24 protein-coding genes and 1 tRNA gene are annotated in these 18,971 nt (G+C 66.8%); 9 read left to right on the forward strand and 16 right to left on the reverse strand.

All coding sequences use genetic code 11. The features are described from left to right. Position 1 precedes the first annotated feature (1 nt). Entirely contained in the window at positions 2 to 397 is a 396-nt protein-coding gene (locus ACS5PN_RS30450) for a hypothetical protein (protein WP_439467776.1), read from the forward strand. A gap of 15 nt (positions 398 to 412) precedes the next feature. Here ACS5PN_RS30450 and ACS5PN_RS30455 read toward each other — a convergent pair whose 3' ends face one another. The 6 genes from ACS5PN_RS30455 to ACS5PN_RS30480 all read right to left on the reverse strand — a co-directional run bounded on the left by ACS5PN_RS30455 (position 413) and on the right by ACS5PN_RS30480 (position 5,488). Then, positions 413 to 1,789, reverse strand: a complete 1,377-nt coding sequence (locus ACS5PN_RS30455; RefSeq protein ID WP_439467777.1) for a sulfatase family protein — start codon at positions 1,787 to 1,789, stop codon at positions 413 to 415. Between the two features lie 4 nt (positions 1,790 to 1,793). Beyond that, positions 1,794 to 2,555, reverse strand: a complete 762-nt coding sequence (locus ACS5PN_RS30460; protein WP_439467778.1) for a hypothetical protein — start codon at positions 2,553 to 2,555, stop codon at positions 1,794 to 1,796. A gap of 12 nt (positions 2,556 to 2,567) precedes the next feature. Continuing rightward, complete coding sequence (locus ACS5PN_RS30465; protein WP_439467864.1) at positions 2,568 to 3,011, reverse strand: ExbD/TolR family protein; 444 nt, start codon at positions 3,009 to 3,011, stop codon at positions 2,568 to 2,570. Positions 3,012 to 3,022: 11 nt separating this feature from the next. Continuing rightward, positions 3,023 to 3,445, reverse strand: coding sequence for an ExbD/TolR family protein (locus tag ACS5PN_RS30470; RefSeq protein ID WP_439467779.1), 423 nt, complete (start codon positions 3,443 to 3,445; stop codon positions 3,023 to 3,025). Positions 3,446 to 3,464: 19 nt separating this feature from the next. After that, positions 3,465 to 4,250 (reverse strand): MotA/TolQ/ExbB proton channel family protein, encoded by a 786-nt coding sequence (locus ACS5PN_RS30475; protein ID WP_439467780.1) that lies wholly within the window; start codon positions 4,248 to 4,250, stop codon positions 3,465 to 3,467. A gap of 83 nt (positions 4,251 to 4,333) precedes the next feature. Beyond that, positions 4,334 to 5,488, reverse strand: a complete 1,155-nt coding sequence (locus ACS5PN_RS30480; protein WP_439467781.1) for a sigma-54 interaction domain-containing protein — start codon at positions 5,486 to 5,488, stop codon at positions 4,334 to 4,336. Positions 5,489 to 5,603: 115 nt separating this feature from the next. Between ACS5PN_RS30480 and ACS5PN_RS30485 the strand changes: the two genes are divergently transcribed. Together ACS5PN_RS30485 and ACS5PN_RS30490 are read left to right on the forward strand one after the other, a co-directional pair. After that, entirely contained in the window at positions 5,604 to 6,152 is a 549-nt protein-coding gene (locus ACS5PN_RS30485) for a DUF1439 domain-containing protein (RefSeq protein WP_439467782.1), read from the forward strand. A 129-nt stretch (positions 6,153 to 6,281) separates the two neighbouring features. Next, positions 6,282 to 6,713: an ExbD/TolR family protein gene (locus ACS5PN_RS30490; protein WP_439467783.1), complete on the forward strand. Its 432-nt coding sequence runs from the start codon at positions 6,282 to 6,284 to the stop codon at positions 6,711 to 6,713. An 8-nt stretch (positions 6,714 to 6,721) separates the two neighbouring features. Here the strand turns inward: ACS5PN_RS30490 and ACS5PN_RS30495 are convergent, their stop codons facing one another. Then, the gene (locus ACS5PN_RS30495; RefSeq protein ID WP_439467784.1) at positions 6,722 to 6,928 is read right to left on the reverse strand and encodes a hypothetical protein; all 207 of its coding nucleotides are present in this window, start codon (positions 6,926 to 6,928) and stop codon (positions 6,722 to 6,724) included. 119 nt (positions 6,929 to 7,047) lie between these two features. On the opposite strand from ACS5PN_RS30495, the gene ACS5PN_RS30500 reads away from it, so the two are divergent. Continuing rightward, a complete protein-coding gene (locus ACS5PN_RS30500) occupies positions 7,048 to 7,467 on the forward strand; it encodes an energy transducer TonB (RefSeq protein WP_439467785.1) in 420 nt (139 codons plus the stop codon). Between the two features lie 33 nt (positions 7,468 to 7,500). Here the strand turns inward: ACS5PN_RS30500 and ACS5PN_RS30505 are convergent, their stop codons facing one another. Further along, positions 7,501 to 9,093, reverse strand: coding sequence for a sulfotransferase (locus tag ACS5PN_RS30505; protein WP_439467786.1), 1,593 nt, complete (start codon positions 9,091 to 9,093; stop codon positions 7,501 to 7,503). After that, positions 9,090 to 9,647, reverse strand: coding sequence for an adenylyl-sulfate kinase (cysC, locus tag ACS5PN_RS30510; protein WP_439467787.1), 558 nt, complete (start codon positions 9,645 to 9,647; stop codon positions 9,090 to 9,092). The genes ACS5PN_RS30505 and cysC overlap by 4 nt, the downstream gene beginning before the upstream one ends. Here cysC and ACS5PN_RS30515 point away from each other — a divergent pair. Further along, positions 9,646 to 9,783 (forward strand): hypothetical protein, encoded by a 138-nt coding sequence (locus tag ACS5PN_RS30515; protein ID WP_439467788.1) that lies wholly within the window; start codon positions 9,646 to 9,648, stop codon positions 9,781 to 9,783. The two genes, cysC and ACS5PN_RS30515, sit on opposite strands and share 2 nt — an antisense overlap. A gap of 14 nt (positions 9,784 to 9,797) precedes the next feature. Here ACS5PN_RS30515 and ACS5PN_RS30520 read toward each other — a convergent pair whose 3' ends face one another. The 4 genes from ACS5PN_RS30520 to ACS5PN_RS30535 all read right to left on the reverse strand — a co-directional run bounded on the left by ACS5PN_RS30520 (position 9,798) and on the right by ACS5PN_RS30535 (position 11,527). Next, the gene (locus ACS5PN_RS30520) at positions 9,798 to 10,100 is read right to left on the reverse strand and encodes a hypothetical protein (protein WP_439467789.1); all 303 of its coding nucleotides are present in this window, start codon (positions 10,098 to 10,100) and stop codon (positions 9,798 to 9,800) included. A gap of 14 nt (positions 10,101 to 10,114) precedes the next feature. Further along, positions 10,115 to 10,561: a hypothetical protein gene (locus ACS5PN_RS30525; RefSeq protein ID WP_439467790.1), complete on the reverse strand. Its 447-nt coding sequence runs from the start codon at positions 10,559 to 10,561 to the stop codon at positions 10,115 to 10,117. Continuing rightward, on the reverse strand, positions 10,551 to 10,847 hold the full coding sequence (locus ACS5PN_RS30530; protein WP_439467791.1) for a hypothetical protein: 297 nt from the start codon (positions 10,845 to 10,847) through the stop codon (positions 10,551 to 10,553). Before ACS5PN_RS30530 ends, ACS5PN_RS30525 begins: the two co-directional genes overlap by 11 nt. 134 nt (positions 10,848 to 10,981) lie before the next feature. After that, complete coding sequence (locus ACS5PN_RS30535; protein WP_439467792.1) at positions 10,982 to 11,527, reverse strand: hypothetical protein; 546 nt, start codon at positions 11,525 to 11,527, stop codon at positions 10,982 to 10,984. A 43-nt stretch (positions 11,528 to 11,570) separates the two neighbouring features. Here ACS5PN_RS30535 and ACS5PN_RS30540 point away from each other — a divergent pair, with 43 nt between their 5' ends. After that, complete coding sequence (locus ACS5PN_RS30540) at positions 11,571 to 12,254, forward strand: hypothetical protein (RefSeq protein ID WP_439467793.1); 684 nt, start codon at positions 11,571 to 11,573, stop codon at positions 12,252 to 12,254. 163 nt (positions 12,255 to 12,417) lie between these two features. Here ACS5PN_RS30540 and ACS5PN_RS30545 read toward each other — a convergent pair whose 3' ends face one another. From ACS5PN_RS30545 to hrcA, 3 genes are all read right to left on the reverse strand, one after another. After that, on the reverse strand, positions 12,418 to 13,563 hold the full coding sequence (locus tag ACS5PN_RS30545) for a hypothetical protein (RefSeq protein WP_439467794.1): 1,146 nt from the start codon (positions 13,561 to 13,563) through the stop codon (positions 12,418 to 12,420). 680 nt (positions 13,564 to 14,243) lie between these two features. Next, positions 14,244 to 14,320, reverse strand: a tRNA-Ile gene (locus ACS5PN_RS30550). Between the two features lie 35 nt (positions 14,321 to 14,355). Next, entirely contained in the window at positions 14,356 to 15,363 is a 1,008-nt protein-coding gene (gene hrcA / locus ACS5PN_RS30555) for a heat-inducible transcriptional repressor HrcA (protein ID WP_119046847.1), read from the reverse strand. Between the two features lie 67 nt (positions 15,364 to 15,430). Here hrcA and ACS5PN_RS30560 point away from each other — a divergent pair, with 67 nt between their 5' ends. The 3 genes from ACS5PN_RS30560 to rapZ are packed head-to-tail and all read left to right on the forward strand — an operon-like array spanning position 15,431 to position 18,917. Continuing rightward, positions 15,431 to 16,297 carry an NAD kinase gene (locus tag ACS5PN_RS30560; RefSeq protein ID WP_439467795.1) on the forward strand — a complete coding sequence of 289 codons (867 nt, stop codon included), beginning with the start codon at positions 15,431 to 15,433 and terminating at the stop codon, positions 16,295 to 16,297. Between the two features lie 14 nt (positions 16,298 to 16,311). After that, complete coding sequence (gene recN, locus ACS5PN_RS30565) at positions 16,312 to 18,006, forward strand: DNA repair protein RecN (RefSeq protein ID WP_439467796.1); 1,695 nt, start codon at positions 16,312 to 16,314, stop codon at positions 18,004 to 18,006. Next, positions 18,003 to 18,917, forward strand: coding sequence for an RNase adapter RapZ (rapZ, locus tag ACS5PN_RS30570; RefSeq protein WP_439467797.1), 915 nt, complete (start codon positions 18,003 to 18,005; stop codon positions 18,915 to 18,917). Before recN ends, rapZ begins: the two co-directional genes overlap by 4 nt. Positions 18,918 to 18,971: the final 54 nt, after the last annotated feature.

An 18,971-nucleotide genomic window follows, 5' to 3' on the forward strand; every position in this document is an offset into this window, starting at 1 on the left:
TTTGACCGTCTCCGATGTGTTGACCCTCGCAAATTTGCGCGCTGCCTGTGTTCTTGCCGCGAGCATCCTTGTCTCTGGGTGCAACGAATCGCTGCCACTCAGCCTCGACAAGGGGACAAGCGCCCACGCGTACTGCCTTTCCGGAGTCCGCCGAGATGTGGGCATCCAGCCCGGAACTGAAACCCATCAAGCGCTTGCGGCCTGGATTACCGAGAACCGGGGCGGATGGGAGCCCTATCTCGCCACACCACCAGCGCTTGGGGTCATCGTGCGTGCTGACGGCTTCAGCCTACAGTTCGTCGGCTCGGTCGTCATCGCGCATGTCGAACAAGGCGTCCTGACAAAGACCGCGCAAGAGAGCAGCTACGCCTTTCTCAGCTCACAGTGCGGCAACTGAGCAGACCCCGGGGTCTCAGCTCCCCGGCCTGTCCGCCTGCACCTTCGGATTGATCTTGTAGCTCTTCACATCCTCCGTGATCGGCAGCATGGTGGCGTCCCAGGCGACCCAGTCGGCGCGCAACTTGGCCAGCCTCTCCGGTTCACGCTCCGCCAGGTTCGCGCGTTCGCGCTGGTCCTGGGCGAGGTTGAACAAAAACTCGTTGCCGTTGATCTGCAGATACTTCCAGTCGCCCTCGCGCAGCGCGCGCTGGGCGTTGGACTTGTAGCGCCAGAACAGCTTGCGCTCGACAGTCGCGGCCTGGCCGAGCACCTGCGGCAGCACGCTCACGCCGTCGCTCGGGTAATCGGCTCGCGGCGCGGTGCCGGCGGCGGCGAGCAGGGTGGGCAGCCAGTCCATGCTGATGACGACTTGGTCGCTGACCTGGCCCGCCTTCACACGCGCCGGCCAGCGCAGCAGCGTGGGCACGCGGATGCCGCCTTCCAGCAGCTCGGACTTCTGGCCGCTGAAAGGCCAGGTGTTGGAGAAGCGCTCGCCGCCGTTGTCGCTGGTGAAGACGACGATGGTGTTCTGCGCCAGCCCCTGCGCCTCCAGAGTAGCCAGCACACGGCCGACGGCGGCGTCCAGCGCGCCGACGATCTCGCCGTATTTCTTCAGGCTGCCGCCGTCGCTGTGGTTGAGGGTCTTCAGCTGACGCGACACGGGCTCGTCGCCTGGCCCCTCCCAAGGCCAGTGCGGCGCGGTGAAGTGCAATGACAGCAGAAACGGTTGGGCCGCGGTCTGCCTGCGCAGAAAGGCCTGGCCATGCTCGGCGATGAGGTCGGTGTAGTAGCCGGCCTTGTCGACGCGCACCTCGCCTTCGAAGAGGTCGGGCGACAGGTTGGCGCCGACGCCGGCCTTGTGGGTGAAGTAGTCGACCGCGCCGCCGGTGTTGCCGAAGAACTCGTCATAGCCGCTCTTCAGCGGGCCGTACTTGGGCAGGGCGCCGAGATGCCATTTGCCGAACAGCGCGGTGCGGTAGCCGCGCGCCTTCAGCAGCGAAGGCAGCGTGGGGTGGTCGGGAGGCAGGCCGAGCTGGTCGCCGCCGACGGGTTCCTCCAGGCCCCCACGCAGCCGGTACTGGTAGCGCCCGGTGATGAGGCCGAAGCGCGTGGCCGAGCAGACGGCCGAATTGGCATAGCCCTGGGTGAAGCGGATGCCCTGGGCCGCGAGCTTGTCGAGATTGGGTGTGGCGTAGTCGCGCGCGCCGTAGACACCAAGGTCGGCGTAGCCCATGTCGTCGGCCAGGATGAAGAGGATGTTGGGCGGCGTGTCTGCTGCGCGCGCCGTGGCCGGCAGCAGGGCGAGTGCACCCAGGCCTCGAAGCAGGCCGCGTCGGGAAGGAGAGCTCATCGGGTCAAGAGAAGATCACCGGCAGGGAGACTTGGACTTCATCGGCGCCACCGGCCGTGCAGCGCATGCGCTTGACCGCCGCCTGGACGTATTTGTGGTACTCCTTGGGGCCCGAAGTCGGCGTGACTTCGACGACCTGGTTGCCGCGGATCTTGATCAGCGTCTGCACCGTGCCTTTGATGCCGACGCGGTCGATGGCTTCCTCCAGCGCCGAAGCCAGCACGGCCTCATAGCCGGGGCAGGCCAGGCTGATCTCGCGCTTGACGATGGCCGGTGCCGGCGGCGGCGCGGGCACCGGGGCAGGCGCGGGCGCTGCCGCGATGACGACGGGCTCCTTGGGCGGCGTGGCCTGCACGACCTGGATGGGCGGCGGTGGCGGCGTCACGGCGGGCACGATCTCGGGCGGCGGCGCATAGGCCGGCGGCGGCACCACCTTCTGCACCGGCTCGATCTTGACGACCTTGGGCGGCGGCGGGGGCGGTGGAGGCGGCAGCACCTCGGGCACCAGGGCCATGTCGATGGGCTTCTTGATCGCTTCGATGGCCTTGGACGCCAGGCCGCTGCTGATGCCCCAACCCAGCACGATGTGCAGGCCGATGACGAGCGCGATGCCGGTGCCGCGGTTGGCATTGGCCGGCGGCTTGAGCTGCGAACGCAGCGGTGCCGTGGTGGCCAGCGGCGCAGGGGCGACCAGGCGGCGCGGAGCGGGGCGCGCGTCATCCAGCGTCAGGCCGCCGGAGATGCCGGGAGAGAGAACTGCACTCATGGATGGAATCTCCTACTGCGAGTCGTCCAGGAACTGTTCGCTGCCGGTCACGCCGAGCTTGGTCAGGCCGGCCTGGTGGGCGGCCGTCATGACGGCAGCGAAGTCGTCGTACTTGGCGCCCGGCTGCGGGCGCACATGCACCTCGGGCTGCGTGGCCTGCTGGCCGGCGGCGTTGAGGCGCTCACGCAACGCGGCTGGGTCGGCGACAGCCTCGCCGTTCCACAGCACCACGTCGTTCGGCGCGATGTCCAGCCGCACCACCTCCGGTGGCACGGGCGGCGGCACGCTGGGCGGCGCGATGGGCAGGTTGAGCTTGACGCTGTGCAGCTGGACCGGGATGGTGATGATGAGCATCACCAGCAGCACCAGCATGACGTCGATCAGCGGCGTGGTGTTGATGTCGGGCACGGGCAGGGCCGACGTGATCTGGCGGCGCGCACGGGCCGCCTTGCGCAGGGGGCCCGCACTCACAGCGCCCTCGCCGGCGGTTCGGTGATGAAGCCCACCTTGGCGATGCCGGCACGCTGGGCGGCCAGCAGCACGCGGCCCACGGGTGCGTAGTCGCTGCCGGCGTCGCCGCGCACATGCACCTCGGGCTGGGGCTGCTGCTGGGCGATGCCCTTGAGCCGCTCGAACAGCGCGTCCTTGTTGGCCACCGGCGCATCGAACCAGTAGAGCTTGCCCTCACGCGACACCGTGATGACGACGTCCTTGGGCTCGCTCTCGCGCACCTCGTTGCGCTGCTTGGGCAGCTCCACGGGCACCGAGAAGTTCACGACCGGGATGGTGATGAGGAAGATGATGAGCAGCACCAGCATGACGTCGACCAGGGGCGTCGTGTTGATGGACGAGACCGCCTCGTCGGCGCCTTGGGCAAGCTGGATGGCCACGGCTTGTTCTCGTTTCTGCTCAGGCCAGCGCGGGCGTCAGGCCGACGGGCTGTTGCTCGGTGGCGGCAGGCTCTTCATGACCCGAGCCCAGCAGCACCGAATGCAGCTCGCCGGAGAAGTCGCGCACCTCGTCCAGCACCAGGGCATTGCGGCGCAGCAGCGCGTTGTAGCCCAGCACGGCCGGCACGGCGACGGCCAGGCCGATGGCCGTCATGATCAGCGCCTCGCCCACCGGGCCGGCCACCTTGTCGATGGAGGCCTGGCCGGCCACGCCGATGGCAGTCAGCGCGTGATAGATGCCCCAGACCGTGCCCAGCAGGCCGACGAAGGGCGAGGTGGAACCCACGGTAGCCAACAAGCTCAGGCCGGTGGACAGCTGGCGCTGCACGCGCTCGGTGGCGCGGTGCAGGGACAGGTCCACCCAGTCGGCGAAGTCGACCTTGGCGCGCAGGCCGTGGTGGCGCTGCGTGGCCTCCAGGCTGGCTTCGGCGATGTAGCGGAAGGGGCTCTTCTCGGACAGCTTCTCGGCGCCCGCCTTGACGGTGCCGGCGCTCCAGAAGTCCTTCTGCGCGGCACGCGCCTGGGCGCCCAGGCGGGCCTGCTGCAGCAGCTTGGTGATGATGACGTACCAGCTGCCCGCGCTCATGGCGACGAGGGTGAAGAGCACGGCCTTGGTGATGGCGTCGGCCTTCTCCCAGACGGAGGCGATGCCATAGGGGTTGTCGCCCTGGGCATGGGCGGCACCGGCAACCAGGAGCAGGGCAAGCGGCGCGAGGACGCGACGGGCAAAGATGGAGGTGTTCATCGGCTTTGGTGGGATTGAATCTGGGGGACCGGGGCAGTGTGCGCAGCGCCCGCCGGAGCGCGAACTAAGCTTTTCGCGTTAGCTCATGCTGCGGCGTGAAGACGCACGTCCTGGTGGCTGGGCTCGTGCGCCACCTCGTGCACCACGTCGTGCACCACATCGTGAGAGATGCGCGCAGGCGTGGCGCGCGGCAGGGGCAACAGGTCCAGGCGCTTGAGATGGGTGCGCAGCACATTGCGCGTGATGCCGAGCAGTGCCGCCGTGTGCACCTGGTTGTGGTGGCAGTGGCGGTAGGCCGCGCGGATCAGCGCAGACTCGACACGTGCGTGCAGGGCCTGCGGCGCCTCGTCGAACAGGCGCTCGAAGACGCGCTCCAGCACCTCCTCTTCGTCGACGACCGGGGCAGCCACCACGGGCGCTGCGATCTGCGGACGCGCCACCGCATGCAGCTGCAGGTCGTCGCGCGTCACGCGGCCGTCGCGGCAGATGATGAGTGCGTAGTGGATGACGTTTTCCAGCTCGCGGATATTGCCGGGCCAGGCATAGCTCAGCAGGGCCTCGCGCGCGTCGCTTCCCAGCCGCACATCGGCCAGGCCCAGGCGGCGGCTGTAGACCTCGATGAAATGCTCGGCCAGCGCCAGGATGTCGCCCGGGCGCTGGGCCAGCGGTGCCAACTGCAGCGTGGCGACGCTGAGGCGGTAGTAGAGGTCGGCGCGGAAGTGGCCGGCGGCCACGGCCTGCTCCAGGCGGACGTTGGTCGCAGCCACCAGGCGCACGCGCACATCGATGGGCTTGCGCGAACCGATGCGTACCACCTGGCGCTCCTGCAGCACACGCAGCAGCTTGACCTGCACCGACAGCGGCAGGTCGCCCACCTCGTCCAGGAACAGCGTGCCGTCGGCCGCGGCCTCGAACCAGCCCGCGCGAGCGCTCGTCGCTCCGGTGTAGGCACCAGCCTCGTGGCCGAACAGTTCGGCCTCGACGAGCTGCTCGGTGAAGGCGCCGCAGTTGACCGCCAGGAAGGGGCCGCGCCGGCCGCTGCTGTTGTGGATGTGGCGGGCGATCAGCTCCTTGCCCGTGCCGGTCTCGCCGATGATGAGGACGGTGGCGTCACTCGCCGCCACGCGTTCGGCCTGGGCCAGCAGCGCGCGCGACGCCGGGTCGTCGAACACCAGCGCCTTGGCGCGGATCGACAGCACCTGGTGCTGGGAGTCGGGGAAGGTGAGCAGGCGTGTCATTGGCCGGCACTCTAGGCAGCCACCCGCAAAGAGGGAACGCCGCTTTGCGCAGATGCATATGCGCTTGGCGCGGTGACCTGCGGCATGGGCGAGCGCAAGCGTCACACTCAGCCCCATGACCCGTCGCTTCGTCGCCATCGCTGCCCTGCTGGTTGCCGCCGTCTCGCTGGCCACCTGCACCGTCCTCAGCCGCATCTCCGACGGCCATCTCGACATCGAGCGGGCCGAGCTGCAGGAACGCATCGCGCCGCGCTTCCCGACCCACCACTGCAAGCTCCTCATTGCCTGCCTGGACCTGTCCAACCCCGTCGTCGTGCTGACCGAGGGCGACGACCACATCGGCATCACCGCCGACGCCAAGGTCGTGCTGGGCACGCGCGAGCGCATCGGCCGCGTCGGTTTTGCCGGCCGGCCGCGCTATGTGCCGGAGCAGGGCCAGCTGTTTCTCGACGACCTGCAGATCACGACGCTGGAGCTGGCCGGCTTTCCGGAGGAGTACGCCGCCCTCGTCAAGCTGCGCGGGCCGAGCCTGATCAGCGCGCAGCTGAAGTCGCACCCGGTCTACACCCTGGACACCCACACCACCAAGGGCGCGCTGGCCAAGTTGACGGTGCGCGACGTGAAGGTGGTGAATGGCAAGCTGAGGATCAGCTTCGTCCCCTGAGAGTCCCGGCGATGGCGTTTCGCCACAGGCTCCCGGCCCCGGTTGTCTTCCCGCCGCCTGCTGGGCATCATGGGCCTCAGCGACCGCCAGTCGCGGCGGACGCATGGCAGCCACCTGAGGGAGACCGATATGGGAATGAACATTGCAACGATGCCGGGCAGCGGCGATGCCGAGACTCTGATGGACGTCAACACGACGCCCTTGATCGACGTGATGCTGGTGCTGCTGGTGATGTTCATCATCACCATCCCGGCCCAGCTGCATTCCATCGGCCTGAACATCGGGCCTGGCGACAAGACCCAGGCCCGGCCCGTCGTGCACATGGTCGCCATCGATTTCGACGGCACGGTCTACTGGGACAACCAGGTCCTGGCCAGCCGCGCCGAGGTCGACGCCCGGATGCAGCAGGTGGGCGCCCTGGCCGAGGCCGCCCAGCCCGAGGTGCACATCAAGCCCAGCAAGCTGGCGGACTACGGCGCCTTCGCCGCCGTGATGGCCTCGGCCCAGAGCCACAACGTCAAGAAGCTGGGCGTGGCGGGCAACGAGCAGTTCCGCAGCTAGGCGTCCACCTACTGGCCGCGCCTCTGCTGGCCTTCGCGGTACAGCAGGGCGCCCACCTCGCCCAGCACCGCGATGTCCTCCTCCGACAGGCGGCTGCGACATCGCTCTATCCAGGCCGCCAGGTGCGCGATTGCATCGTCCAGCCCGGCGGGGTCGCCCTGCGCTTCAAGCCGTTGAGCCTTGGTGGCGAACAACTCGATGATGGGATGAAGCATACGGAACTCCGTGTCGTGCAGGCTCCGCCCAGACTTGTTCGCCGCGGCAGCGCCAGAGGCGCCTATGGCAACATGAATGAGAGCAAATCTCCAGCAAATGTTGTGGATAGACAGACCGCATGAAATCCAGCTATGTGCTCGACGCGCTGAGCGCCGCCTTCTTCGCCCTGGCCGCCCTGCCCTCTGTGGCGCAGCCGGTCTCCAACCTGAAGTTCCCGAAGCCGGATGCGCCGCCCAAGCTCATCGACGGCACGTGCGGAACCGCGACCTATCCCAAGGCGGCCGAACAGGCCGGCCATGAAGGCGTCGTGCTGCTGTTGCTGACCATCTCCAACCAGGGTGTGGTCACCGGTGCCGAAGTGGTGCGCTCGAGCAAGTCGGCCATCCTCGACACCGAAAGCCGCTTCATCGCCGCCCAATGCCGCTTCGTGCCGGCGCTCAAGGACGGCAAGGCCGTCTACAGCCAGAAGACACGGGAGTTCGTGTGGCGGCTGGAGACGGTGGCGCCGGCGGCAAGTGGGGCGAGCGGCGGCGGTTGAGCCGCACCCCGTTGTAGCCACCGGGCGGGCTGATCAGCCCCCCGTCGCGGCGAAACGATCGCGCAGCGGATCGAGCAGCGCGCCGTAGCGCAGCCCCGGCGTCGACGCGACGCGCATCGGCTGTCGCACCTGCAGCGCGCTCGGCGTGCGGATCGCGCGCGCCGTCTCGTGAAAGCGCAGGCAGGCCGGCTCGAAGTCCAGGCCGCAGGCGGCCAGCAGCGCGTGGATGCCGGCGTTCGGGTCGGCAACGAGGTCTTCGTACCGTTGCACGACGAAGCGGCCCGGGTAGCGCTCGGCCCAGAAGCGGGCCAGCCCATCGTAGGCGCGCCAGTACGCCGCGAGCCCGTCGAAGCTGTACGTGAAGTGCACCATGCCCGGCCCGAAGAGCTGCTTGTAGCAGGACCACGCGGTCTCCACCGGGTCGCGGCGGCAGTCGATGATGCGAGCCCCGGGCAGCATGCGCATCACGGCGCCGGCATAGAGCCAGTTCTCGGGCAGCTTGTCGGTGGCGATCGGCTTGGTGGCACGCCAGCGCGCGCTCGCCCGCAAGTAGGCGTCGCCGAGCCGCCGCCAGTCAGCGTCGCTGGCATCGGCCACCCAGGCCGGGAACGGCTTGCCGCGCCGCCGGGATTCGGCGTCGAGCAGCTGCGGCAGGTAAGGCAGCTCGCTCGCGCCTTCGACCTGCGAGTGGCTCGCCAGAATCTGCTCGACCAGCGTCGTCCCCGACCGCGGCAGTCCGACGAGGAAGATGACCTCGCGCCCCGGCCCGTCCTGCGGTGGCGGCGGTGCGCCGGCGAACGCGGCGCGGATCGAGTCGACATAACGCGCGAACGCCGCGGTGTCCCACGGCCGCGACGCGCGCGCCGCATCGTTCGCCGCGCACAGGACCCGGAACGCGTCGGCGTGCCGGCCCGCGCTCTCCAGCGCATGGCCGAGGGCGAAGCGCAGGAGCAACCGCTCCTCCGCCTGCATCGTTGCCGGCGGCGCGGCGGCCTTCGCCTCGAGCTGCGCCAGCTCGTCGGCGGTCATCGGCACGACCTTCAGGTCGGCCAGCATCCACCACGCGTGCGCGACCAGCTCGCCGCGCGCGATCAGGTGCCGGCAATCCGCGGCCGCGACATCGCCATGGCCAAGCGCCGTGGCGCAGCGTGCGCGTTGCAACCGGGCGAGCGGCGCCGCCGGGTCCAGCGCGACGGCGCGCTGCACGGCGCCATACGCCGCCGCCGGCTCGCCGGCGTTGTCGTGCTCGAACGACAGCCCCAGCCAGTCGGCCGACGTCGTCGCGTAGGCCTCGCCTTCGCGCAGCGTCGCAACCACCGCAGCATGGTCGTGCGCGTGCTCCTGCGCGGCCGCGAGCTGCGAGCGGAGGTCGAAGTCCTCGGGCCGCTGCGCGAGTGCGCTCGCGAGGTCCTGCGTTGCACCTGCCCAGTCGTCGTTGCCGGCGCGGCAGACCGCGCGCAGACGCAAGACCTCCGGGTGATCCGGCGCGCTGCGCGCCAGATCGAGCAGCAGCAGCTCCGCGTAGGTGCGGTCGCCCGCCTCCAGCGCCTGCGTGGCGCGGCGCAGCTGCTGCACGTCGGCAGGCTTGAGCCCGCGCAGCGGATCGCTCGACACGGGGCGATTCATGCCAGTCTCGCGACGAGACGCGCCGCTGCCTGCTCGGCCGGCTCGTCGACCGTACGGACGACGATTTCGGGGGCCGCCGGCGGCTCGTAGGGGCCGTCGACGCCCGTCAGGCCCGCAAGCGCGCCGCTGCGCGCAAGCCGGTAGAGGCCCTTCGGATCGCGCGCCTCCGCCACCGCGAGCGGCGTGTCGACGAAGACCTCGACGAAGCGCCCCGGCTCGAACCTCGCACGGGCCCGGTCGCGGTCGGCCTGGAACGGCGAGATCAGGGCGACGACGACGGTGATGCCTGCGTCGGTCATGAGCCGCGCGACCTCGGCGGCGCGGCGCACGTTCTCGGCGCGATCGCGGTCGGAGAAACCGAGGTCGCTCGACAGGCCGCGGCGCAGATCGTCGCCGTCGACGACGACCGCCGCCTGCCCAGCGGCGCGCAGCTGGCGGCACACCGCCTGTGCGATCGTGGACTTGCCGGCGCCGGGCAGGCCGGTCAGCCAGAGCACTGAGGCGCGCGGCGATGGTTCGCCGCCGCGGTCATCGGGTATGGGTCGTGACGTCATGCGGCGGATTGTCGGGCAGCGCGCGGCAGGCTCGGCGGCCATCGCCGCGACGCGTCTCACCGCGCCGGCGGTGCTGTCTGTGGGCGTGGAGTTCGATGCCACCAAGGCCGCAACGTCGCTGCGCGCTGTGGCCTGAGCAACGGACTGCTCTCAGGCCTTCGGCGAGCCCTCGTCCGTACGTATGGCGGGCTTGGTCCACAGAGCGATTCCGCCTGCAACCGCACCAATGCCCAAGAGCCCGACCACCGCGCCGGCCGCATAGGTTCCGTAAGGCTCAGGCAGCCATGAAAGCAACGCGGCGATTGCGTCCAACTGCGGCGGCAGAAAGAACGGCCAAATGCCGGAGAAGGCTCGCGCGGCTCCGGCAAGCAGATAGAGCCCGATGGCAACGCACAGCAGGCCGCCGCCGGCGGTGCTGGTTGGTGGCGGCCGGGTATCGTCAGGCTGACTCATGCTGGCGCGAGGAGCTAAGACGCGTCGCTTTCCGCCTGGCGCTCGCGCGCTGAAAGGATTTCCAGCAGCCAGGCCCTCGCGGCGCTCGGAAGCGCAATGAATGTCATGGCCAGCGCTCCGAGCGTAAATACAAGACTCAGCCCCGGATGCTTGATCGCAACATCAATGGCCACAAAGAAGCCGCTCAGGACTGCGCTCCCAGCGAAGAATTGCAACCACTCCATGGGAGTGCGTGGTCCATCGTCCTTGCCGAAGAAGTTGCCATGCCAGGCAGAGATCGCGAACGGCACGGTAAAAAGGCACCCAGCGATTGCTAGAAACCAAAAGCCTTTGCCTGAATCGACGATGGCCGCCACAACGGTCACTAGAGCGACGAGAAGGGTGACGCCAAATATTGAAGCGATGACCCGCAGCCGCTGCGTTGGAGGGACTTTGTCCACGTGGGGCAATTCAATGGTCAAGGTGTGTAGCCAGTACGGGGATGGCGGCCCTAAGCCTAGATGCCAGCCGAAGCACGGCGCCGACAAACGCCACCACGAGCACAAACAGAGTGGTGACCGCAAAGAATGCCAGCAGCAGAGCTTCTTTGAAGAACAAGGCAATGAACCCCAAAACGTCAGGGTACTTCCCATTGGGGAACGGGTACGACCAGTAGCCAACCATGCAAGCAACCATGACGAGCAAAGCGGCAACGAGTACCAAGACGCCCTTGGCAGTGCTCACGCCATGTGTCGATGAATCGGGCATGGGATGGGTGTAGGGCCTAGCGTTTGAGCTGAGCCGCGAGCGCCGGTATGAAACTTGGCCTGTGAGGCGGATGATGAACCACAGCGCCTCGCGGGCCATGTGCCATGCCGGCGTGAGTCGGCTCCAGCGAAGGGCTAGGCATCTGGTTGCTGGTTCCAGTACAGAACATCGAGCTCGTACCGATGTCGGCCTTTGCGCTTGGAAACTGCGAGCGCGTTTGCCTGTAGCTCGGCGCTGAGGGCCGGGGAGAGGGTCTTGATCTTGAATGTCTTCGCGTGTTTAGTTCCGCCAGCGGCGTCGAGCTTTGCGACCACTTGACGATCAAGTGGCACCTCTAGAAATGGCTCCACGGCTGCGAGCTTGAAGGCCGGGTGCAAGTCCTTGTTCATCACGCACATGCGGAGGTAGATGTTTAAGACCTTCCGTGCAGCACCCCAGTTCGGCTTTCCATCGTCCGGCCTTGGCAGATCCTTTGCGAGTGCGGTGGTCTTCGCGTTCAGAGCTTGAGCGAACTCGTCCGCTGAGAGTGAGGCTAGGTTTGCTAGCGGCATATGCTTCAAGAGGAACAAGCGTGCGCGGTCAACTCGGCCTTCGCCAGACTGACTCATCAACGTGGATCCGCCAACAGCAGCGATGGCGAAGTGCCCTCTGACGCTCTCAATCCAGTCGTTTTGCAGCAACTTCGCCTCCTCAGATGCCAAACGTGCTCTATGCGGACCGTGAATGATTTCTGCTCAACATTTCAGCACGCAAACTGATGATGGCGGCGACCTCAAGGGCAAGTTGGCCATCGAGAGCGCCAAGCGCGTCGAGGCTTGGTGCGCCCCCTGGGGCATTCGGCAGTTCCAGTCCATCGGCTGCCCTCCCGTGGGCGTTTGGCGCGAGCTGCGACGCATTCCCTGCTTGCCGAAAGAAGCCCCGGAGCATTTGCAGCGCGCCCATCGAGCCGCCAACAAGCAAATTCAACGCGAAGGTGACGCGCGCGAGACCGTGGCTTGGGAGGCGTACTGCCGCGCGCAGGGCGGCATGGGCATCGGGCGCGAAGCCGCAATCAAGCTCGCCATGCGCGCGCCCAGCGACCTGGGACGTTATGGCGATGCCATGCAGCCCCGGCCTTTCGGGGTCGAGACGCTGGGCGCTTCGACGCAAACCGCAGACCTACGCACGTGGATCGTTGAATACGTGCGCCATGTTTGGAGCAGTGAGCGGCCGCAGGTCCAGGCCCGGCGCTTCGACTGGCGGAGCCAGATCGCGGAGACGGCGCAGCCGGCTTCGCCTCGGACTCGTGTCAATAACTGTACGAATCGAGTAGTCCCGCTCGCTCATGGCGACGAGCATCGGATGCCCGAGTCGAATGCACAACTGCTAGTCGAGCCGCCAGGCCGGGTATCGAGCACGATCCCTTGAAGCGACGGATCAACGAAAGCAGGCTCCTACCTGCTTAACGCCTCGGGTACCGAGCACTTGCAATCATCGGCTCTGGCTACGTCTTCGCGTAGATTGCAAGGTCGCAACCCTACTTCAGTGGTAGAGGGCGTTCCTGTTTCGCATACGAGAGGAGCTAGAAACTTCAGCATGGCGGCAAAAGTTTCAACATGGCCGTGGCGAACTCCCGTAGAAGCGATCTATCTACCGAGAAACCCATTTTCCCGTCGATTAGTCTTTCGGATGATCTCGGAGAGGCGCCTGCAGGAACCCATTCGGTCAATATGCAGTTTTCGGTGGTGCCATTCAGCCTAACCACTATAACGTGCGCTACAGCCAAAACACTCGGACTATAACGGTCGAAGACATCCCAGTCGCCGGAAAAGCCCGGCGACCCGAAGGGCGCTATAACGAAGTTGATCTGATTTGAACTGACTTGGCCATCCTCACCAAACAACAGCTTCGTAGCTTTTATGATGAGGTGATCAAAAAGATAATGAGTTGATGTTATGAGCGTTGGAAACTGAGGGCCATACACATTCGCGCCGTCTACTTGCGCGTCCCAAAGCTGAATAGAGTAATCGGAGAAATGGCGGAATTTTTCTCCGTCGAAATACGCGATTTCGTATCCGCCGCCGTACCGCTTAGCCAATGACATAGCGCTGTCACCTTGCCGGTGCTCGGACATTGTCATTAAACCGAGCATGCGAGTGCACATCGCTTCCCAGTTGGCTCGTTTAACCTCCTCGGTAGAGGGCGTGTACTGAGGGACTGAAGAGTTTTCAAACTCAGCGGCTTCCGACGCCTCGAGCATACCAAGTAGGTTGATAAAGTGGTTCGTACCACTGCCAGCCACTACAACATTAGCGAAGGTTTTAAATCTCTCCGCGGGCGGGCTGTATGCCTCGTAGTTACCCGTCACCAACTTGCCATCAACAAAACGTTGAAATATTAGGGTAAGTCGATCCTTGTCTGAATTCTCGTTGGAGTCGATCGCGTCGCTTATAGAATCCCATGTGAGGGTTCCGTTTCTATCAAGTTCCTTTATCTTGGCGATAACTTGATGAGCGGTCCTTACATCGTTACAGGCCCACGCCAACGCAAAATGGTCATTAATCAAAACTATTTTGCGCTCAAGGCCCGCCACTGTGAAATTGTGTTGCGGGCGAAAGTTGTCAACTCGACTCGGCAGGGTAGCCGGTGGGTTTCCCCATTTTCCGTCCTGCGTTAGCAGCAAGTCGCCTATCAACGCTGATTGACCGTGGAACTCGAACGCAGCAATCAAAGTCATACTTCCCTCCTTTAAAGACTCAGGTTCCCCCCAATTCTGACGACGTTCGATACGGCGACCACCTCAGCAAACTCTCGGCGTTATGGCCTAGTTGATTCGGCCCAGGGACGTCCAAATCGATCAAGGTCCTCCCCTTTTTGCGGGGTCAGGCGGAATCTGGAGGATTCCAGCTTCGAGCTGGCTCCTGGCACGGAATCAAGGTGGCGAAAGACGGTTGCGTCTTCGTGACATGGTGCTTTCTTAGATGTGGCGACCAATACATCAACACCAATGACGGAGCCACCGAGCCGCTATACCGCATCCACCATGCGGTGGGTGTGGAGGGAAACGATTATGGGGAAGTAGCGACGGTTCTCGCGCATTCGAAGAACCGCTTGAACCCCATAGCACTCAGTCTCAGTCCGATTGTCGAAGGACTCGGGTCAGCCTGGAGCGGATGCTTGATTTCCGGAGGCAAGTACGGCCGTGGCCGAGGGGCGTTTGAAGTTCGCATCCGCCCTGCACTCAATCGTCGCCCAAGTGGGGCAACTCGACAGAAAGCGGGCGCTAGACGAGGGCAAGTTCACCCGGCGCTCCCAAGCAATGTACGAGCGCTGGACAATTTGGCTACATGGCGGCTACATGGCGCCAGACTCACGACTCGCGACAACTGAAAAACATGCGCAAGTCTTTGATTTTGTTGGTAGGCCGTATTGGACTTGAACCAATGACCAAAGGATTATGAGTCCTCTGCTCTGACCAACTGAGCTAACGGCCCCCGGGGAGGAGGCGCGGATTCTAGTCAGCCCGGGCTCAGCGCTGGGACAGCGCCTGCCCGACCATGCGCGACGTGATGTCGACGATCTGGATCATGCGGTCGTAGGCCATGCGGGTGGGGCCGATGACGCCCAGGGTGCCGACGACCTGGCCGTCGACCTCGTAGGGCGCGCTGACGATGGACAGTTCCTCGTAGGGCACGACCTGGCTTTCGCCGCCGATGTAGATGCGCACGCCCTCGGCGCGGCTGGAGGTGTCCAGCAGGCGCATCAACTGGGTCTTCTGCTCGAAGAGGTCGAACAGGCGGCGCAGACTGCCCATGTCGTGGCTGAAGTCCTGCACGGTCAGCAGGTTGCGCTCGCCGGAGACGACGACGCGTTCTTCCTGCTGCTGCATGGCCTCGGAGCCGACCTGCACGGCGGCGCTCATCAGCCCGGCGATCTCCCCGCGCAGCGCGTCGACCTCGTGGCGCAGGCGCTCGCGCACGGCCTCCAGCGTCAGGCCCGCGTAGCCGGCGTTGAGACGGTTGCTGGCCTCCTGCAACTCGCCCTGGCTGAGGTCCTGCGCCGTGAAGACGACGCGGTTCTGCACATCGCCGTCGGGGGCGACCAGGATGACCAGCACCCGGCGCTCGCCCAGGCGCAGGAATTCGATGTGGTGGAAGACGCTGGGCTTCTTGGGCGCCGTGACGACGCCGACGAAGCTCGACAGGTTGGACAGCATCTGCGCCGCGCTGGCGATGACGCGCTGGGGCTGGTCGGGCTGCAGCTGGGCCGTCTCGACGCCGATCAGGCCGGGCTGGGCCGTCAGCATGGTGTCGACGAACAGGCGGTAGCCGCGCGCCGTCGGGATGCGGCCGGCGCTGGTGTGGGGGCTGGCGATCAGGCCGAGCTCTTCGAGGTCGGCCATCACGTTGCGGATGGTCGCGGGGCTGAGTTCCAGGCCCGAGGCTTTGGACAGCGTGCGCGAGCCAACTGGCTGGCCGTCGGCGATATAGCGTTCGACCAGGGTTTTCAGCAGGGATTTGGAGCGCTCGTCGAGCATGCCCGCATTCTATGGACAGCGCTGTTCCACCCCGGATATGCAAACCCCCTGTGGTGTAATTTGCCGCATGGCCGAGCGCTTCAGACATGTCGCCATCGTGGGCAAGCATCAAGCGCCTGGCATCAGGCCGGTGCTGGAGGAGATTGCCCAGTTTTTGTGCAGCCAGGGGCTGGACGTCTCGCTGGAAGCGGACACCGCCCTCAACACCGGCCTGACCGACTACGACGCGCTGTCCAATGACGAACTCGGCCGGCAATGCGACCTGGCGGTCGTCATCGGTGGCGACGGCACCATGCTGGGCTTTGCGCGCGACATGGCCCGCCACGGCATTCCGCTGGTGGGCATCAACCAGGGGCGCCTCGGCTTCATCACCGACATCCCGATCGAGCGCTGGCGCGAGTCGCTGGCGCCGGTGCTGGCGGGCGACTACGAAGTCGAGTCGCGGGCCATGCTGGAAGGCGCGGTCTGGCGCGACGGCGAATCCATCTTCTCGGGCCTGGCACTGAACGACGTGGTCGTCAGCCGCGGCGGCACGTCCGGCATGGTGGAGCTGAAGGTCGAGGTCGGCGAGCAGTTCGTCGCCAATATGCGCGCCGACGGCCTCATCGTGGCCTCGCCCACCGGCTCCACGGCCTATGCGCTGTCGGCCGGCGGCCCCATCCTGCACCCCAGCATCGCCGGCTGGCTGCTGGTGCCGATCGCGCCCCACACCCTGTCCAACCGACCCATCGTGCTGCCCGACCTCGGTGAAGTGCGCATGGAGATCGTCGCCGGGCGCGACGCGTCGGTGAACTTCGACATGCAAAGCCTGGCCAGCCTGCTGCACGGCGACACCATCGCCGTGCGGCGCAGCCAGCACCAAGTCCGCTTCCTGCACCCCAAGGGCTGGAGCTATTACGCGACCCTGCGACGCAAACTGCGTTGGTATGTTTAGTTAGAGCCTGACCCATGCTGCGGCACTTGAGCCTGAAGGATTTCGTCATCGTCCCCGCGCTGGAGCTCGACTTCGAGCCCGGCTTTGCCGTGCTGACCGGCGAGACCGGCGCCGGCAAGTCCATCCTCATCGACGCCTTGCAACTGGCCCTCGGTGGCCGCGGCGACGCCGGCGTGGTGCGCGAGGGCGCGGCCAAGGCCGAGATCTGCGCCGAGTTCGACACGCCGGCGCATCTGCGCGCCTGGCTGGACGAGGCCGGCTTCGAGGCCGACGCCACGCTGCTGCTGCGCCGCGTCATCGATGCCGCGGGAAAGAGCCGTGCCTGGATCAACGGCGGTGCAGCCACGCTCACTCAGCTGCGCGAGCTGGCCGACCATCTGCTGGACATCCACGGCCAGCACGCCTGGCAGGGCCTGACCCGGCCGGCCGCCGTGCGCGAGCTGCTGGACGGCTTTGCCGGCCTGGACACCGCGCCGCTCGCCCGCGCCCACGCCGCCTGGAAGCAGGCCGCCGAGGCGCTGCAGAAGGCCCAGGGCCAGCAGGCCGACGCGCTCCGCGAACGCGAGCGCCTGGCCTGGCAGATCGGCGAGCTGGACGGCCTGGCCCCTGCCGAAGGCGAGTGGGACGAGCTGAACGCCGAGCACGGCCGCCTGTCGCACGGCCAGTCCCTCATCGATGCGGCCAAGTCGGCCCTGGATGCATTGGACGAGGCCGAACCCAGCGCCCAGTCCCTGGCCGGCGGCGCGCTGGACCAGCTCGAGCGCGTGCTCGACCACGACGCCCGCCTGCTGCCCGCCGTGCAGGCCCTGCGCGACGTGCAGGCCCAGCTGCAAGACGCCAGCCACACGCTGTCGGCCTATCTGCACAAGACCGATCTCGACCCGAACCGCCTGGCCGACCTGGACGAGCGCGTGTCGGCCTGGATGACGCTGGCCCGCCGCTACCGCCGCCAGCCCCAGGAGCTGCCCGCGCTGTTGGCGCAATGGCGGGTCGAACTGGCCCAGCTCGATGCCGCCAGCGACCCGGCCCAGCTCGAAGCCGCATTGGCCGCCGCACGCCAGGCCTTCGACACCGAAGCCCAGGCCGCCAGCCGCGCGCGCAAGAAGGCCGCACCTCAACTGGCCAGCGCCGTCACGGCCGCCATGCAGCAGCTCGGCATGGCCGGCGGCCAGTTCGACATCGCGCTGAACGCGACGGACGGCCCGCAGAGCTTTGGCGCAGAGTCCGCCGAATTCCTCGTTGCCGGCCATGCCGGCAGCACGCCGCGGCCGCTGGCCAAGGTGGCCTCGGGTGGCGAGCTGTCGCGCATCGCGCTGGCCATCGCCGTGACGGCCAGCCAGGCCGCGACCGACAACGCACCCGGCACGCTGATCTTTGACGAGATCGACGTCGGCATCGGCGGCGCCGTGGCCGAGACCGTGGGCCGGCTGATGAAGCAGCTAGGCCACTCGGCCACCGGCCAGCGCCAGGTGCTGGCCGTCACCCACCTGCCCCAGGTCGCCGCCTGCGCGGACCGCCATCTCGTCGTCGCCAAGGCCATGCAGGGCACGAGCACCGTCAGCTCGGTCGCCCCGGTGGCCGGCGAAGCCCGCGTGGCCGAGATCGCCCGCATGCTGGGCGGCGAGCGCCTGTCGTCCACCAGCCTGGCGCATGCACAGGAGATGCTGGACGCCTCCACGGCCACCAAGCCGCGCAAGGCCAAATCATGAGCACGGATACCGACCTGCACGGCGACGTGGTGCTGCTGACCGGCATGTCCGGCGGCGGCAAGTCCGTGGCCATGCATGCGCTGGAAGACGCCGGCTATTTCTGCGTCGACAACCTGCCCGCCGAGCTGCTGCTGGACTTTTTGCGCCTGGAGCAGCAGCGCGGCGAGCGCCGCGTGGCCATTGCGGTGGACGTGCGCTCGGCCAGCTCCCTGCCCATGCTGTTGCCGCTGCTGAAGGACTTGCGCGCAACCGGCGTGCCGGTGCGGTCCATCTTCCTGGACGCCAACAACGAGGCGCTGATGCGGCGCTTCTCCGAGACGCGCCGCCCTCATCCGCTGCGCGAGGACCGCGACACCGGCTTCGGCAACCTGGACGGTGTCGCCGAGGACGGCCACCGCCTGCTGCTGGACGCCATCAAGCTGGAGCGCGAGCTGCTCTACGGCCTCAAGGCCGAGTCCACCGTCATCGACACCAGCCAGCTGCGCCCGGCCCAGCTGCGCGCGTGGCTGGCCGACCTCGTCGGCCCCAACGCCGGCGTCAAGCTGACGCTGGTGTTCGAGAGCTTTGCCTTCAAGCATGGCGTGCCCAGCGACGCGGACTTCGTCTTCGACGTGCGCGTGCTGCCCAACCCCTATTACGACCGCGAGCTGCGCCCGCTGAACGGCCGCGACGCGCCGGTGGCGGCCTATCTGGCGGCCCAGCCGGAGGTCGGCCTGATGATGGGCCAGATTGCCGGCTTCCTGTCGCGCTGGCTGCCCAACTTCGCGGCCGACCAACGCAGCTACCTGACCGTGGCCATCGGCTGCACCGGCGGGCAGCACCGCTCGGTCTATTTGGTCGAGATGCTGGCGCGCCAGTTCAGCCACCACGGTCACGTGCTCAAGCGCCACCGAGAACTCGACGCAAGGTAGCGAAGCCCCTCGTCCAAGGAGTACCTTGGCCGGCCCCCCCGAGGGGACGGCGAT

It is taken from the genome of Roseateles sp. NT4 (genome assembly GCF_051857475.1).
In the GTDB taxonomy this organism is placed as follows: domain Bacteria; phylum Pseudomonadota; class Gammaproteobacteria; order Burkholderiales; family Burkholderiaceae_C; genus Pelomonas.